The sequence below is a fragment of the Vibrio sp. K4 genome (genome assembly GCF_051122595.1).
GTDB classification, from domain to species: domain Bacteria; phylum Pseudomonadota; class Gammaproteobacteria; order Enterobacterales; family Vibrionaceae; genus Vibrio; species Vibrio owensii.
Genome location: NZ_CP178577.1, coordinates 2,387,668 through 2,402,760, shown reverse-complemented (window position 1 = coordinate 2,402,760; position 15,093 = coordinate 2,387,668). Strand labels below are relative to the sequence as shown.

Genomic DNA, 15,093 nt, shown 5'->3' with positions numbered 1-15,093 from the left:
GTAATAGTGCTCAAAATAAAAAGGACGCTATTTTTTAGCCAGTTATAAACGAGGAGTAACATCGTGGATAAACCATGGCTTTCACGTTATCCAAGTGACGTACCTGAAACCATTAATCCAGAGCAATATGAGTCTTTGGTAGAAATGTTCGAGCAGTCTGTTCAAAAATACGCAGATCAGCCGGCATTCATGAACATGGGCTCGGTCATGACCTTCCGCAAATTGGAAGAGCGTAGCCGCGCATTCGCCGCATACCTACAAAACGAACTTAAGCTGAAGAAGGGTGACCGCGTTGCTCTTATGATGCCAAACCTGCTTCAATACCCTGTCGCGCTATTTGGTATTTTGCGTGCAGGCTGTATCGCTGTGAACGTGAACCCACTTTACACTCCTCGTGAGCTTGAGCACCAGCTAAACGATGCTGGCGCAACGGCGATCGTTATCGTTTCTAATTTCGCGAACACACTAGAGCAAATCGTAGAAAACACGCCAGTGAAACACGTGGTTCTGACCAGCCTTGGTCAAATGCTGCCACGTGCGAAAGGTACGCTTGTCGACTTCGTGGTTAAGTACGTGAAGGGCATGGTGCCTAAGTACGATCTACCGGGTGCAATCTCAATGCGTAAAGCGCTGCACAAAGGTCGTCGTCTTCAGTACGTGAAGCCATTTATGTCTGGCGATGATATTGCATTCCTACAGTACACTGGTGGTACAACGGGCGTAGCGAAAGGCGCAATCCTGACGCACCGCAACATGATCGCCAACGTAATGCAGGCGAAAGGTGCTTATGGTCCTGTATTGTCTCCGGGTCGCGAGCTTGTTGTTACGGCACTGCCGCTTTACCACGTATTCGCGCTGACGGTGAACTGTCTACTGTTCGTTGAAATGGGCGGTAACAACCTGCTTATTACTAACCCGCGTGATATTCCGGGCTTTGTGAAAGAGCTGCAAAAATACCAGTTCACGGCAATTACTGGCGTAAACACGCTGTTTAACGCGCTAGTAAACAACGAAGATTTCCATGAGCTAGATTTCAGCAACCTTCGCCTAGCAGTAGGTGGTGGTATGGCAGTGCAACGCGCCGTCGCTGAAAAATGGCAAAAGACCACAGGTTGTTACCTACTAGAAGGCTACGGTCTAACAGAATGTTCTCCATTGGTGGCAGCTTACCCGCACGACCTAGTGGAATACAACGGTTCTATCGGTCTGCCTGTACCATCAACAGAAGTACGTATTGTTGATGAAGAAGGTAACCCACTAGCAAATACTGAGACAGGTGAGCTTCAAGTTCGCGGTCCTCAAGTGATGCAAGGTTACTGGCAGCGCCCAGAAGCGACTAAAGAAGTGATCAACGAAGACGGTTGGCTATCGACGGGTGATATCGTTAAGTTTGATGATGAAGGCTTCCTGCACATCGTTGACCGTAAGAAAGACATGATTCTTGTGTCTGGTTTCAACGTTTACCCGAACGAAATCGAAGACGTAGTCGCACTGCACGGTAAAGTGCTAGAAGTCGCGGCAATCGGTCAGCCTCACGAAGTGTCCGGCGAGTTGGTGAAGATCTACGTTGTAAAACGCGATCCAAGCCTAACCAAAGACGAAGTGATTGCACACTGTCGCCAACACCTAACTGGCTACAAAGTGCCGAAGTTGGTTGAGTTCCGTGAAGACTTACCGAAGACCAACGTAGGTAAGATCCTTCGTCGCGTACTGCGTGAAGAGAACGACGCAGAGCTAGCGAAGAAGAGCGCATAAGCGGATTTCTTTGTGCAACAATCATTTATTGCCAAATAGTGTTAGAATGCCAGCGTTTTGCTGGCATTTTTTTATAGCGAGAAGCATGTGAACTATCAGATCATTACGAAAAACAAAGACCTAGAAGAAGTCTGCGCTCTAGCAAGAGAAGCCGACGTAGTTATGCTGGATACCGAATTCGTGCGAATCAGGACTTACTATCCGCAACTAGGTTTGATTCAGCTTTTCGATGGCAAACAACTTTCCCTTATCGACCCGACGGAACTGACGGACATGACATCGTTCGTCGAGTTGCTAAAAGACACCTCAGTGCTAAAAGTGCTGCACGCGTGTGGTGAAGATTTAGAAGTCTTCCAAAATGCCTTTGGCTGCACACCATTCCCGATGGTGGATACTCAGTTGATGGCAGCATTCTTGGGTCACGGCCTGTCGACAGGCTTTGCTACGCTAGTGGAAGAATACCTTGGCGTAGAGTTAGACAAGAGCGAATCTCGCACTGACTGGATGGCGCGTCCACTGACTCAAAAGCAGCTTGATTACGCCGCGGCCGACGTGCACTACCTAATGCCTCTTTACGAGAAGCTATTAGATAAAGTGAACGAAGCAGGCTGGTGGGAGGCGGTTCAGCAGGAGAGCGACCTACTGGTATCAAAGCGTATTCGTAACTTAAATGAAGAAACCGTCTACCTAGATATCAAAGGTGCATGGCAACTAAGACCGGCTGAACTTGCGATTCTTAAGCCTTTAGCGACTTGGCGTTACCGCGAAGCGATCAAGCGCGACCTTGCGTTGAACTTCATTTTTAAAGAAGGCGACTTGCTGACGGTGGCTCGCCTTGGGCTGACAAACTTTAAGAAGATGGAAGCAGAAGGCATCGACATTCGTGCGATTAACCGCCACGGCGCAAGAATTGCGGCTATTGTTAAAAGTGCAAAGCAAACTCCTGCCGATGATTACCCAGCGAAAATTGAACGTTTGATGGATTACCCAGGCTACAAGCAAATCTTCAAGAACATGAAGGATGTGGTGAAGGTAGCATCGCAAAAATCAGGCTTGGCGACCGAGTTCTTGGCGTCTAAAAAGCAGATCAACCAAATCATCAGTTGGGTATGGAAGAAAGACCGCGATCCAGCGCGTCTACCGGATGTGATGCAAGGCTGGCGTCTTGAATTACTCGGCGAGAAGATGAATAAGGTGCTCAAGTAAGTACCAAATAAAAAAGGTTGGCATTATCGCCAACCTTTTTTGTAACACGCATTTGTCTTTTGTTTTGAGTGCTCATGTGCTTAGAGCGCTCAAGCAAAGTCGAAAAGTAATTACTTCTCGTCTTCTGGCAACTTCACGTTTAGCTCAAGAACTGAAATATCATCGTCCTTGTGTTCAAACGTCAAATCCACCATGTTTGGATCAATCGCAACGTATTTGCTGATCACCTTCAAGATGTCCTCTTTCAATTGAGGCAAGTAAGAAGGCGCAGGATCGTTCTGGCTACGACGCTCAGCAACGATGATCTGCAAACGCTCTTTGGCTAGATTCGCAGAAGTTTTCTTTTGTGGGCGGAAAAATTCTAGTAGTGACATGTCTAGCCTCCGAATAGTCGTTTAAAGAGTCCTTTCTTCTCCTCAGTAAGGAAACGAAATTCAACCTGGTTGCCCAGTAGGCGGTCTACCGTATCAGAGTAAGCCATGCCTGCGTCTGTGTTCTCGTCAAAGATCACTGGCACACCTTTGTTTGATGCATTCAGTACCGCTTGGCTTTCTGGAATTACACCCAGTAGAGAAATGTGTAGGATCTCTTCTACGTCTTCAACGCTTAGCATCTCACCTTGTGTTACGCGAGAAGGGTTGTAACGCGTCAGTAGTAGGTGTTGCTTAACTGGCTCAAGACCTTGCTCAGCGCGTAGTGACTTAGAATCCAAAATACCTAGGATACGGTCAGAGTCACGTACCGAAGACACTTCTGGGTTAGTCGTTACAATCGCTTCATCTGCGTAGTACAGCGCCATCAGAGCACCTTGCTCGATACCTGCTGGAGAATCACAGATGATGAAGTCGAAGCCCATTTCATCCAACTCAGTGAACACACGTTGCACGCCATCTTTGGTTAGCGCGTCTTTATCACGTGTTTGAGAAGCTGGAAGAATGAATAGGTTATCTGTGCGCTTATCTTTGATCATCGCTTGGTTAAGCGTTGCTTCACCGTTGATGACGTTAACAAAGTCATACACCACGCGGCGCTCACAGCCCATGATAAGATCGAGGTTACGCAAGCCGATATCAAAATCGATCACCGCAGTCTTTTTGCCCTTAAGAGCCAGACCAGAGGCGATGGCTGCGCTTGAAGTGGTTTTACCAACGCCACCTTTACCAGACGTTACTACAATAATGCGTGCCATTTTATTTCCTTTTTAGACTAAATCGTGAGTGTTTCTAGATGTAATGATTCTTCGGCTTTACTGATCATTACTTTCTTTTGCCAATACTCACTCTCAATTTGATCGCTCAACCAGTAATCTCCTGCAATGGAAACCAGTTCAGCTTGTAAATCGTGACAAATAATTCGTGCTTCTTGTTGGCCGCTCGCCCCAGCAATGGCGCGTCCGCGCAGGGTGCCATGAATGTGGATAGAGCCATCAGCAATCACTTCTGCACCAGCGCTTACGTGTGCCAGTACAACCAAGTCACCGTCTTTGGCGTAAATCTGCTGACCAGAACGTACAGGTGTACGAACGATTTTGGTCGGCGCCATTTTTGCTGGTGCTTGAGTTGGAGATTTGCTCGCAGACATGATGGCGAAGCCCGCTTCTGAGGCAAGGTTTTGAACGCGCTTATCTTTACAGCCAGTCACACCAACCGGAATAAACCCTGCATCGGCGATGCCTTGTTTAAGTGCGGTGAAATCAATATCGCCTTCTACTTTTGCTATATTGATAACCAGAGGTGCGGATGCGAAGAAAGAGGGTGCTTGAGAAACCTTTTCTTGCAAAAATTCGACAGTCTTAGCGATCTCGTTGTCAGAAAGGTGTAAAACTGACAATGTAAAACTGCTACCTTTAAGGTCAGGTGAATGGGTCATCGTGGACTTCTTGCCTTTATTGAAAGAGCGTTGCCTTAAACTAGGTCTGTCATGTTATATTTCATCCTTTAGCGCAGCAAGTTCTCAAGCGGGCAAATAAGTGAATTAATCTCAAATTTGCTATCAAGTTTGCGAGAATTTTACGTTTTCAACAAAATCCGCATTCAAAGCGGGTAAATCAGCACAAAAGGCTCGTCATGCTTTGTTCTATTTATAAAAGTTCCAGAAAAGAAGGCACTTATCTCTATATTCCGAAAAAGGATGATTTCTCACAGGTTCCTGACACGCTAATGCAGATGTTCGGTAAGCCTATGCCGGTGATGACAATCAAACTTGATGGTCGTACTTTGGCACAAGTTGATGTCGAGAAAGTGAAAGCGTCATTAATTAATGATGGTTTCTTCCTACAGGTTCCGCCTCCGCCGGAAAACCTACTAGAAAAATACAAAGAACAAAAAGCCCAGCAGAAAGGCGAATAACGTCACCGCTTTTCATCTGGGAATTCTGCCTCGCTCAAGGAGGGCGATATGAAAAAGATACTGGCAGCAATGCTCAGCGTTGGTATGTGCACTTCAGCCTTTGCAAGTAGCGATGGCTTTGATGAATACCTAAATAAATTGCGTGCAGAAGCACGTGATAAAGGCATTTCCGAACAGGTGATCAGTGCCGCTTTTGCTGATGTGGAATACAAACCACGTGCAGTCAAAGCCGACCGTAACCAACCTGAGAAGAAACTGACGTTAGACGAATACATTCCGCGCGCGGTACCTGAGTGGAAGGTAAAACAAGCGAAGCAACTGTATAAAGAACACTACGCTGAACTTAAACGCATTGGTGATGAGTTTGGCGTGCAGCCACGTTTTATCGTTGCACTTTGGGGCGTGGAAAGTAACTTCGGTAAGTTCACTGGTAACTTCCGCGTGATCGACGCGTTGTCGACCATGGCGTTTGAGGGTCGCCGTGAAGAGTTCTTCCGTAAAGAAACCATGGCGGCACTACAGATCCTAGATGAAGGTCATATCGAGCTAGAGAACTTCAAAGGTTCTTGGGCTGGTGCGATGGGTCAATGTCAGTTTATGCCAAGCTCATTCCTACGCTTTGCTGCGGATGGTAACGGCGATGGCAAGAAGGACATCTGGCAATCAGAAGCGGACGTGTTTGCTTCTACTGCGAACTATCTAAGCAAATCTGGCTGGGATGATAAATTCACTTGGGGTCGTCAGGTTAAGGTGCCACACGGCATTGACCACAATCTGCAAGGTCGCGAAGCGGAAAAAGGTAAGTACCTGCAAGAGTGGAGCAAGCTTGGCATCACCAAATACGATGGCAGCCCACTTCCTAAGCTGGACGAAGACATCAAAGCATGGTTGATCATGCCAGACGATGAGAACGGTCGTACTTACCTGGTGTACAACAACTACAATGTGTTGATGAAGTGGAACCGCTCTTACTACTTCGCACTGGCGGTAAGTCATTTAGCTGACCGCATCACATTCTAGATTGAATGTATAAACGAATAAAAAGGGGCTCTTCGGAGCCCTTTGTTTTCTCTATTTGAAACGAGGTTTGCGTGTTATCTGAACGTGCTGCACAAATGGTGATCTTCTCGGCGTTGATCAAACATAAAAACTTTACCGCTGCGGCAAAGAGCTTAGGCGTGTCTGTTTCTCACGTCAGTAAACAGCTCAGCCAGTTGGAAGCGTCACTGGGTATCAAGCTCGTGCAACGCACCACGCGCAGCTTCACGCCAACCGAAGCGGGGCAAACCTTCTATCACCATTGTGAACAAGTGGTGCAAGCCGTTAGCAGTGCCACGTTAGAGATGGAAAGCCAACGCGATGAAGTCGCCGGTTTAGTTCGCCTTGGTTTGTCGCAGTCTTTTGGCACGCTGCACATCATTCCTGCCATTCAAGAACTTCGTGAGAAATACCCGCAACTGCAAGTCGAAGTGCATTTGTTCGATTACAAAGTCGATATGCTCGAAGAAGGCTTGGATTTGTGGATCACCAACAATGAACACCTACCAGAAGGCTACATTGCTCAGCGCTTAGCGGATTGCCAATTTGTGGTTGCTGCATCGCCGGATTACTTACTTAAGCACGATACGCCAACCGAACCGAATGACTTGTCACAGCATAATTGCCTTATCTACCGTAGTTGGGAGCGTGACTACACCAGTTGGGCGTTCACCAACCGTGAGCAAGAGCTCAACGTGAAAGTTTCTGGCAACTACTCGGTCGATTTAGCAGAAGCGGTGCGTGATGCCGCAATCGCAGGGTGGGGGATTGCTTACTTAGCCACTTATTTGCTGGGGGATGAATTCCGCTCAGGTAAACTTATCCAGCTTCTACCTGATTGGAAAGCCAGCCAATCCATGCCGTTTTATGCGGTGTACCCAAGCCGCCAACATATGCCGAAAAAGATCTCTGCGGTGATCGAATTCATCAAACAGAAGATCGGATCGCCTTGCCATTGGGATCAGCGATTAGCGCCGTATATTTCGATTCCGAAGTAGGGAATACATAAGGTGATTTGAATCACAAAATTTTTCCAAATCCAGAAACATCTTTTCCATTTGGAAATAATAACGTTAGGCAAACGTTTATCTCTATTTAATTCAATGAGTTATTCTGCTGATTAAATAGTGAGCAGTCGAGATTCTCAGCCTGTTAACATCCCCAACTTGCAGCATTTCTTTCACTCTATACAATCCGACGCCTTTCCTGTTCCCCCTTTTGTCGGATTCATTTTATGAACTCAATTCTTGGTATCGTAGCCATCCTATTCGTAGCATGGCTGCTTTCGACTAACCGTAAGAACATTCGTCTACGAACGGTGTCTTTGGCTTTTGCTCTACAAGTAATCTTCGCGCTATTAGTACTTTACGTACCAGCGGGTAAAGAAGCGCTTAACGCAGTAACTGGCGCGGTTTCTAACCTAATCAACTACGGTCAAGAGGGCATCGCGTTCCTATTTGGCAACCTAGCAACAGGTGGCTTTACCTTCGCGATTAATGTACTTGGTATCATCATCTTCTTCTCGGCACTGATTTCGGGTTTGTACCACATTGGTCTAATGCCAAAAGTGATCAACCTAATCGGTGGTGGCCTTCAGCGTTTGCTAGGTACAGGTCGTGCAGAATCGCTATCTGCAACAGCGAACATCTTCGTTGGTATGATTGAAGCGCCGCTTGTAGTAAAGCCATACCTAAAGCACATGAGTGATTCTCAGTTTTTCGCAGTAATGACTGGTGGTTTGGCATCGGTTGCTGGTGGCACGCTAGTAGGTTACGCATCACTGGGTGTGGATCTTAACTTCCTGATCGCGGCGGCATTCATGTCTGCACCTGCGGGTCTTCTGATGGCAAAAATCATGATGCCAGAGACAGACAGCACAACACCAGATATCGACCTAGACCAAGTAGAAATGCCACGCGCAACCAACGTGGTTGAAGCAATGGCAGACGGCGCGATGTCTGGTTTACGCATCGCAGTGGCGGTAGGTGCAACCCTATTGGCGTTCGTGAGCGTTATCGCGATGCTAAACGGCATTCTAGGCTGGTTCGGCGGTCTATTCGGTATGGAACTGAGCTTCGAGCTAGTACTTGGCTACCTATTCGCACCAATCGCATGGTTGCTAGGTATTCCTTGGAATGAAGCTATCGTGGCAGGCTCTCTGATCGGTAACAAGATTGTGGTAAACGAGTTCGTAGCCTTCATCCAACTGATGGAAGTGAAGTCTCAGCTAAGCGCACACTCACAAGCTATCGTAACCTTCGCACTGTGTGGTTTCGCAAACATCTCAACTATGGCAATGCTGATTGGCGGCCTAGGCTCACTAGTACCAGAGAAGCGTTCATTCATCTCGAAATACGGCTTCCGTGCAATCGCAGCAGGCGTAATGGCGAACCTGATGAGTGCATCAATTGCTGGCGTGATTTTGAGTTTGTAACCTATAAGAGCGCTGCGCTTCTGGAATCGGGAACGCTTCGCTTCGAGAGAGTAGAGGGCTTTGGCTCAAGCACTTCTTCTTACTCTCAAAAAGCAAAAGGGGCTGACGTTTATCGTCAACCCCTTTTCATTTCTTCGAATCTCGAATCTCGAATCTCGAATCTCGAATCTCGAATCTCGAATCTACTTCTTCGTATGAAACTGCTCGCAAGCCAGCATCGTGTTCTCAATCAAGCTTGCTACTGTCATTGGGCCAACGCCACCCGGTACTGGTGTAATAAAGCTCGCGTTCTCACGTGCTTTATCGTATTCCACGTCACCTACTAGCTTGCCCGACTCAAGACGGTTGATGCCCACATCGACCACAACAGCGCCTTTCTTAATCCACTCACCAGGAATGAAGTTTGGTTTACCAACCGCAACCACAACAAGGTCTGCTTGACGAACGTGACCTTCTAAGTCTTTGGTAAAGCGGTGACAAGTTGTTGTTGTACAGCCAGCAAGAAGCAGCTCAAGTGTCATTGGGCGACCAACAATGTTTGATGCACCAACCACGACCGCGTGCTTACCGCGTAGCTCGATGTTGTAACGGTCAAGAAGCGTAATGATGCCTTTTGGCGTACAAGAACGAAGCTTAGGAATACGCTGCGCTAGACGACCCACGTTGTAAGGGTGGAAGCCATCCACGTCTTTCTCTGGGTGAATACGCTCAAGAACGTGCGTTGCATCAATGCCAGCAGGAAGTGGCAACTGAACAAGAATGCCATCGATTTCTGCGTCGTTGTTCAACTCATCGATAAGTGCCAACAACTCTTCTTCCGACGTTGTCGCAGGAAGGTCAAAAGACTTAGAGACAAAGCCAACTTCTTCACACGCACGGCGTTTGCTGCCAACGTAAACTTGAGAAGCTGGATCTTCACCAACAAGAACAACTGCAAGACCAGGAGCACGAAGGCCAGCCTCAACGCGAGCTTTCACACGTGCTGCAACTTCGGATCGAACAGTTTGGGAAATGAGAGTTCCATCTATATTTTGAGCAGTCATGACTTTCCTTTTTAAATTGAGAAGGCAAATTATTTGCGGCGCATTGTCGCAGAAAATCTATTTAACATCCATACGCAAACGTTTGCTTTGTGGTGTTTTTGAACATTTATCGTTTTGGTGCCCTTTTTTTAGGCATTCAGATCAGAATGTTATGAAAACCCGTTGATTTAAGCGCTTGAACTCGTATAATCCTGTCCCTGTAGCGCGCCCTTAGCTCAGCTGGATAGAGCACGTCCCTTCTAAGGATGTGGTCATAGGTTCGAATCCTATAGGGCGTGCCATTTATTTCGGGGCGTAGCAGGTTAGTACTTGCTACGCCCTTTTTCGTTTCTGCTATTTTTAGTCAAGTAACTAGTCAAGTAAGCGTGAAGCTTAATGTAATCATCTTTAATGAATACATAAGTTCGCTTGCTTCTCACAGCTAGGTATTTGAGACTAAAAATGCAAATCAGCCCCATTGTGAGGCTGATTGATCTATTTAATTAGAGTTTTTCCTATAAAACACAACCATCTCACTGATTGAATTAAATTGGCTACCAACCTCTTTCCAAACACACTCTTCACAAAGAAGCCCTCGTCCATATCTTGCTGTTTTTTCACCACAGCATAGGCAGATAGGATCATTGGTCTTTATACTGTTTTCTGCAACCTCTGTATCTTCATATGGTTGTTCTATGGTTGACTGAGGCCAACGAAGCATTTCGACAAGTTCTTCCCAGTGCTTTAAAAGGTAGCTAAAAACACCTTCAGAGTTAAGAAGCCTGATAGGACTTTTAGTTGGGTAAAGATCGTTAGCCAACTTATGCGTATTTACTCTCAGGATAATGTCGATATCGTGAGGTACTGCTTCTGGTAATAAATGAGGACTGCTCTCGAAAGGGATATCCATTACTACCGATATGTTAGAGGTTAAGTCTTTAGTGTATGCATCAAATTGAACTCCAGACTTGGTACATTCAACCTCCCATTGCACATCATTAAAATCCCACTCATCTAAATCAAAGTTAACTAGAGTTGGGAGCTGTTGCCTTATAATCAGTGCCAATGCAGTAACGGGGGAGAATTCACACTCAGAACTTGTTGTATTTTTATCGGTACGGTGTGCAAAGTGCCATTGGTTGATACTTCCCAACCTCGCAGTAACTGGGGTTCCACATGATAAACAATGACAGTTGCAATCATCGCCACGCTCCACTTGCTCAATCCCCACTATTCGGTTTGAACTGTTACTGCGAGCGAAAGGCATAAGGACTTGAAATGAAGACATATAAAGACCTCTTATACGGCTTGCTCTAAGTCATCATTAAACTCGGTCAGTCTAATAGATGGCTCTGCGTGGGGTAAGTTAGTAATTGATACCCCCCAAGGGTAAGGGGTTTTGTTATCTTTTTCGTATTGGTAAATCGTAATGTGAGGAAGGTTCCGTCGGTCGTACGCTTGACCAAATTTGAATGCTACGCTGTTTTGAGAAGCTAACACGAGGTGTATATCGTTATAGCCTTCTTCCATGAGGTTTTTAACTTCTTCGATCAAATCATAAGCTAAACGACTTTGCTTTTTACTTGACCAGTGATTATCAAAACGCTTTTCCCTCAGTTTCAAATGTATCTGTGGCATCTTTGGAAAACAGAGGTCAATAGCTTTCTCATCAACAGGGTAAGAGAAAGATACAGCAAGAACGATAGATTCTTTGCTATCAGCATGCTTTATTGTCTTTTCAAACTTCTCATTGTCGTCACTAATAGGATCGAGTTCTTTCCAGCTTGATAGTTGTCGATCCCAGTCGAGCACTTCAATATGAGACTCATCATCCAACAAATATCCTGATAGGAAAGCAAAAGGAACAGGAACTAAACCACCAAAAACAATGTGAAAATCTTCAGCAGCAACACTATTTCTTCGCTCTTCTATAGAGTGCTCTAGATTGAGGAATTTCTTAAGTGCTAATTTGGGTTGGCTTACTGTGCCATTAGCAAGACTGTCTCGGATATCTATTACTGTATTGGAAATATTTCGGCCTTTGTATTTTTTCTGAACATGCTCTGATAGTGGGGAGTCAGATGTGTTTACGAGTCCTCTTTGCTCAATAGCGAATACAATTTGTTTAGCCAATTGTCGGTGTTCTATAACTGAGCGGACTATCTCCCAAGCTAGCCCAATTGCCATTAGGAGTATACTGAAATAAAAACCGATAGAAACGAGTAGAGCAGGGACATCAGAACCAGCAACGTCAAGGCTAATGAGTTGGCTAGCTGTTACGTATTGAACGTTGAATGCTACGCCTCCCATCAATGTTATCGGGAAGAAATAGGCTCCTGTCCTGAAAATTAACAAGGCAGGAGAGCGCTTTCTGAATAGCCAGTTGATGGTCTGAACAACGATGTAAGTCAAAAGGTTCATTACTTTCCCTTGTTTGCTGGTTGATGGTGAGAGTTGTTGATTTGATCCATATATTGCTCAATAGTTAGTTCACCAGGGTGAACACCACCACCACGCCATTCTCCATCTGATAACCAAAGCTCCCAGTACCACAGCCATTCTTGCGTCCATGGGATGATGGATTCAGCGATTAACATACTAGGAACCCAGTCTTTGGAGCTACCGCTGTTAAACATTAGGCAGGGTTTAGTATTCTCTTTGGAGAAGAACTCATGAGGTGAGCGCTTCCCTCCTGCTAGATCTCTTAGATTCGGGGACAACACCTCGACCTCAGGAATACAACCTAACCCAGCCCATTTAACAAGAATTAGGTATTCTCGGCTAAGTCGAGAAGGTTGTAGTACTTGTCTCCATTCCAGTTTTAGACCTGTTTTACCTTTGAGTATTCTACCTTTGCCACCATGGTAACGTTTTTGTAGCGCGTTAAGCTGCCTTTGAAGGTGATGGCACATCTATACATCACCGTAGAAGTTGTGTTTAGGAACGGGGGTGGCAGTGGCTGCATTGGATACTCCTAAGCCAATAGAAGAAACTACCGCACGATTTTTAGCTCGTCGTTCAGTCAGAGTGTCCGCAAGTTTGGCTTGGATGCCTCTTGCTGCTTGAGAACCAAACATTTCTCTTGATCGCTCAATGGTTTTATCAAGCCCTTGATCTAATTCAAGTAGTTTTGCTACGTCTTCAGTAACCTGCGTATACCACGCTTTAAATGCTTGGGGTAACATCGGTTTCTCATGCCATTTATCTGCAAAATTCTCCGTAGGAAGTGCTGGGTTGCGAATAGTGTACTTTACAGTACCGTCAGACTGATATTGATGGGAAATGAAGTTTGGCATTTCTTCAAGTACATCTAACATCAGATCAAATGGGTTGTGGTACTCCTTGTTAGAGTTTGAGCACTTTTCATAAGCTAGACCTGCTAGAGTCGTAATAATTATGCTTATTGGAGCGCAATCGCCATAAACGTTCTGCTTATTTTGTTTCCACATGTCTCTATGTCGCTTGAGAAGCTGAACTACAATCTGAAGTACAGTCTTTCGACCCTGACCAGGTAACGGTTCTACTGTCCCCGCATATATATCATTATTAGATCTGTAGTTGCTTTTTCTATTCCAGCGAATCTCTTTACTACACGCGCTTCGGAACCACTTCCTATATCCGTATGGATGAGAAGGACTATTGGCATCCTTGATGTCTGCAACTCTTACTTTGTTCTTAGGGTTTGGCGAGTCCATATCTTCAGGCATGCTAGGGGTTATGTCCATGTGGAACCCCTGGCCTTCGATACCTCCATATTGCAGAGTGACACATCTGCGTTTTGGCATATTCTCTATTTTGTCACCGTATCGTTGAGAGTCTTTCAGCACTCGTATCAAATTGAAGAGTAGCTCGTTGGCTTCATCAGTAGTTGTTGGATATTGCTGACTTGGTAAGTGCAGCACCAGATCTATATCCATGTCTGAGTCTTCATCAATCGGTTTTACGGATGTGCCAATACCAACACTACCTTGAGCATAAATGTGGCATTCCGCTAGCTCGCCCCCTTGGTTTGCCAAGTAGGATCCGATTGCTCGGTAAGCCGTCTTCAATTGAGACAACTGTGTTTCGGTCAAGTCTAGGTTCGATGTGATATGAGAGATCATCTCGAAACAAAATTCTTTGTCGCTTGCACTTAGTTGTCTTAGTGATTTGAAACCTTGATCTTGCACAGCTAGCTCCTGGTGGTTTTGGTTGGTGAATGACCGATTGTACCGATTGAGATTATTATGATAGATCGAAATGATACGTGTCAATGATCGTTTTATGTATTTTTTGTGTGTTGTAATTACACGTGATAATTTTTTTGCTACGATTTGGCTAGATTGAACAATGGATACGCATCATGGAAAACAGTTCTCAAGCAGACATCACATCAGAGACAACCTCTATTAACGCTCGTTTAGCTTATATTGACTTTAAGTTGTTTTTTACAGGGCGTGTTAGTCGGGCTGATCTTAAAGATGCGTTTGGAATTGCAGAAGCAGCCGCCTCCCGAGTTCTTACTGAATACTCCAAACGTAGGCCAAACAACAAAACTCAAAAAACGAATACGATTATCAGGAAATCCTTCGAACCATTGACAGATATAGATGGTGAATTGGCGCTTGGCATGCTTGCCAATGGATTTAATAGCAACAAGATCTTCGGTGTTACTGAGCTTGCCTATGAAAAGATTGGCAAGTTTCCCAACCAAATGAATACCAATGAAGTCGCTATGATTACTAGGGCTATATCGGGTAAGTATGCGATTTCCTGCAACTATCTTTCTGAAAACAGCTCTAATCATCAAACTAGAACCTTGGTTCCGTTGGCAATTATGTATGATGGAACCAGTTGGATGTTCAGAGCATTTGATCGCTCGGAAGTCACAAAGAATAAATTTAAAAACTTCCATTTTGCTCGTGTTAGGAATGTGGTTGAAGAACACGAATCTAAGGAGTCTAGACAGCATGATCATGAGGCTTTAGCTCAAGATAAGCTGTGGAACTTAAGGTTACCTTTGATCTTAAAACTCCACCCCTCGTTGTCAGAGGTGGACAAGCAAAAAGTAAGAACTGACTTTGGTATACCTGAAGATAAAGATGAGGTTTATGTTACAGAGAGAGCTGCATTTAGATGGATTGTTGAGAAAAAGTGGTATATCGATGCTCGGTCAAATGAAGAAAAGCGAGAGGATAAGCAAAGTCGTTTTTATAAGTTCGAGCTAAGCAACTTGGAAATGATAAAACAAATGGAACAGGCCTAAACCACACCAATACACTTGAATCCGATAGCTTGAGATTGTTCGGTT

Annotated in this window: 15 protein-coding genes and 1 tRNA gene; 8 read left to right on the top strand and 8 right to left on the bottom strand. The window is 45.3% G+C overall.

Translation table 11 applies throughout. From position 1 onward, the window contains the following. Positions 1-63: 63 nt before the first annotated feature. Together fadD and rnd are read left to right on the top strand one after the other, a co-directional pair. Positions 64-1,755: a long-chain-fatty-acid--CoA ligase FadD gene (gene fadD, locus ACLIIY_RS10680; RefSeq protein WP_005437015.1), complete on the top strand. Its 1,692-nt coding sequence runs from the start codon at positions 64-66 to the stop codon at positions 1,753-1,755. 87 nt (positions 1,756-1,842) lie between these two features. After that, the gene (rnd, locus tag ACLIIY_RS10675; protein WP_005437016.1) at positions 1,843-2,961 is read left to right on the top strand and encodes a ribonuclease D; all 1,119 of its coding nucleotides are present in this window, start codon (positions 1,843-1,845) and stop codon (positions 2,959-2,961) included. Between the two features lie 110 nt (positions 2,962-3,071). Here the strand turns inward: rnd and minE are convergent, their stop codons facing one another. Genes minE through minC form a run of 3 tightly spaced genes read right to left on the bottom strand, consistent with a single transcriptional unit; the run spans position 3,072 to position 4,830 of the window. Next, the gene (gene minE / locus ACLIIY_RS10670) at positions 3,072-3,335 is read right to left on the bottom strand and encodes a cell division topological specificity factor MinE (protein WP_005437690.1); all 264 of its coding nucleotides are present in this window, start codon (positions 3,333-3,335) and stop codon (positions 3,072-3,074) included. Positions 3,336-3,337: 2 nt separating this feature from the next. Further along, a complete protein-coding gene (gene minD / locus ACLIIY_RS10665; RefSeq protein ID WP_005437688.1) occupies positions 3,338-4,150 on the bottom strand; it encodes a septum site-determining protein MinD in 813 nt (270 codons plus the stop codon). A 17-nt stretch (positions 4,151-4,167) separates the two neighbouring features. Further along, a complete protein-coding gene (gene minC / locus ACLIIY_RS10660; RefSeq protein WP_005437686.1) occupies positions 4,168-4,830 on the bottom strand; it encodes a septum site-determining protein MinC in 663 nt (220 codons plus the stop codon). Positions 4,831-5,027: 197 nt separating this feature from the next. On the opposite strand from minC, the gene ACLIIY_RS10655 reads away from it, so the two are divergent. The 4 genes from ACLIIY_RS10655 (at position 5,028) to ACLIIY_RS10640 (ending at position 8,781) form a co-directional block, all read left to right on the top strand. Next, a complete protein-coding gene (locus ACLIIY_RS10655; RefSeq protein ID WP_012127285.1) occupies positions 5,028-5,309 on the top strand; it encodes a YcgL domain-containing protein in 282 nt (93 codons plus the stop codon). Between the two features lie 48 nt (positions 5,310-5,357). Further along, positions 5,358-6,329: a lytic murein transglycosylase gene (locus ACLIIY_RS10650; RefSeq protein WP_005430863.1), complete on the top strand. Its 972-nt coding sequence runs from the start codon at positions 5,358-5,360 to the stop codon at positions 6,327-6,329. A gap of 71 nt (positions 6,330-6,400) precedes the next feature. Next, the gene (locus ACLIIY_RS10645; protein WP_005430870.1) at positions 6,401-7,345 is read left to right on the top strand and encodes a LysR family transcriptional regulator; all 945 of its coding nucleotides are present in this window, start codon (positions 6,401-6,403) and stop codon (positions 7,343-7,345) included. A 236-nt stretch (positions 7,346-7,581) separates the two neighbouring features. Beyond that, positions 7,582-8,781 carry a NupC/NupG family nucleoside CNT transporter gene (locus ACLIIY_RS10640; RefSeq protein WP_434527598.1) on the top strand — a complete coding sequence of 400 codons (1,200 nt, stop codon included), beginning with the start codon at positions 7,582-7,584 and terminating at the stop codon, positions 8,779-8,781. Between the two features lie 182 nt (positions 8,782-8,963). On the opposite strand, the gene folD is transcribed toward ACLIIY_RS10640, so the two are convergent. Next, complete coding sequence (gene folD / locus ACLIIY_RS10635; protein ID WP_005430847.1) at positions 8,964-9,824, bottom strand: bifunctional methylenetetrahydrofolate dehydrogenase/methenyltetrahydrofolate cyclohydrolase FolD; 861 nt, start codon at positions 9,822-9,824, stop codon at positions 8,964-8,966. A 204-nt stretch (positions 9,825-10,028) separates the two neighbouring features. On the opposite strand from folD, the gene ACLIIY_RS10630 reads away from it, so the two are divergent. Continuing rightward, positions 10,029-10,105, top strand: a tRNA-Arg gene (locus ACLIIY_RS10630). A gap of 197 nt (positions 10,106-10,302) precedes the next feature. On the opposite strand, the gene ACLIIY_RS10625 is transcribed toward ACLIIY_RS10630, so the two are convergent. Genes ACLIIY_RS10625 through ACLIIY_RS10610 form a run of 4 tightly spaced genes read right to left on the bottom strand, consistent with a single transcriptional unit; the run spans position 10,303 to position 13,972 of the window. After that, the gene (locus tag ACLIIY_RS10625; RefSeq protein WP_218563324.1) at positions 10,303-11,091 is read right to left on the bottom strand and encodes a competence protein CoiA family protein; all 789 of its coding nucleotides are present in this window, start codon (positions 11,089-11,091) and stop codon (positions 10,303-10,305) included. An 11-nt stretch (positions 11,092-11,102) separates the two neighbouring features. Next, on the bottom strand, positions 11,103-12,224 hold the full coding sequence (locus ACLIIY_RS10620; protein ID WP_434527597.1) for an SAVED domain-containing protein: 1,122 nt from the start codon (positions 12,222-12,224) through the stop codon (positions 11,103-11,105). Beyond that, complete coding sequence (locus ACLIIY_RS10615; RefSeq protein ID WP_025522362.1) at positions 12,224-12,715, bottom strand: hypothetical protein; 492 nt, start codon at positions 12,713-12,715, stop codon at positions 12,224-12,226. Before ACLIIY_RS10615 ends, ACLIIY_RS10620 begins: the two co-directional genes overlap by 1 nt. Continuing rightward, complete coding sequence (locus tag ACLIIY_RS10610; RefSeq protein WP_434527596.1) at positions 12,716-13,972, bottom strand: cyclic GMP-AMP synthase DncV-like nucleotidyltransferase; 1,257 nt, start codon at positions 13,970-13,972, stop codon at positions 12,716-12,718. A 173-nt stretch (positions 13,973-14,145) separates the two neighbouring features. On the opposite strand from ACLIIY_RS10610, the gene ACLIIY_RS10605 reads away from it, so the two are divergent. Beyond that, positions 14,146-15,048 carry a WYL domain-containing protein gene (locus ACLIIY_RS10605; protein WP_434527595.1) on the top strand — a complete coding sequence of 301 codons (903 nt, stop codon included), beginning with the start codon at positions 14,146-14,148 and terminating at the stop codon, positions 15,046-15,048. Positions 15,049-15,093: the final 45 nt, after the last annotated feature.

Coding starts and splice junctions, on each gene's coding strand:
- minE (WP_005437690.1), bottom strand. CDS start 3,335: ATGTCACTACTAGAATTTTTCCGCCCACAAAAGAAAACTTCTGCGAAT.
- minD (WP_005437688.1), bottom strand. CDS start 4,150: ATGGCACGCATTATTGTAGTAACGTCTGGTAAAGGTGGCGTTGGTAAA.
- minC (WP_005437686.1), bottom strand. CDS start 4,830: ATGACCCATTCACCTGACCTTAAAGGTAGCAGTTTTACATTGTCAGTT.
- ACLIIY_RS10655 (WP_012127285.1), top strand. CDS start 5,028: ATGCTTTGTTCTATTTATAAAAGTTCCAGAAAAGAAGGCACTTATCTC.
- ACLIIY_RS10650 (WP_005430863.1), top strand. CDS start 5,358: ATGAAAAAGATACTGGCAGCAATGCTCAGCGTTGGTATGTGCACTTCA.
- ACLIIY_RS10640 (WP_434527598.1), top strand. CDS start 7,582: ATGAACTCAATTCTTGGTATCGTAGCCATCCTATTCGTAGCATGGCTG.
- folD (WP_005430847.1), bottom strand. CDS start 9,824: ATGACTGCTCAAAATATAGATGGAACTCTCATTTCCCAAACTGTTCGA.
- ACLIIY_RS10625 (WP_218563324.1), bottom strand. CDS start 11,091: ATGTCTTCATTTCAAGTCCTTATGCCTTTCGCTCGCAGTAACAGTTCA.
- ACLIIY_RS10620 (WP_434527597.1), bottom strand. CDS start 12,224: ATGAACCTTTTGACTTACATCGTTGTTCAGACCATCAACTGGCTATTC.
- ACLIIY_RS10615 (WP_025522362.1), bottom strand. CDS start 12,715: ATGTGCCATCACCTTCAAAGGCAGCTTAACGCGCTACAAAAACGTTAC.
- ACLIIY_RS10605 (WP_434527595.1), top strand. CDS start 14,146: ATGGAAAACAGTTCTCAAGCAGACATCACATCAGAGACAACCTCTATT.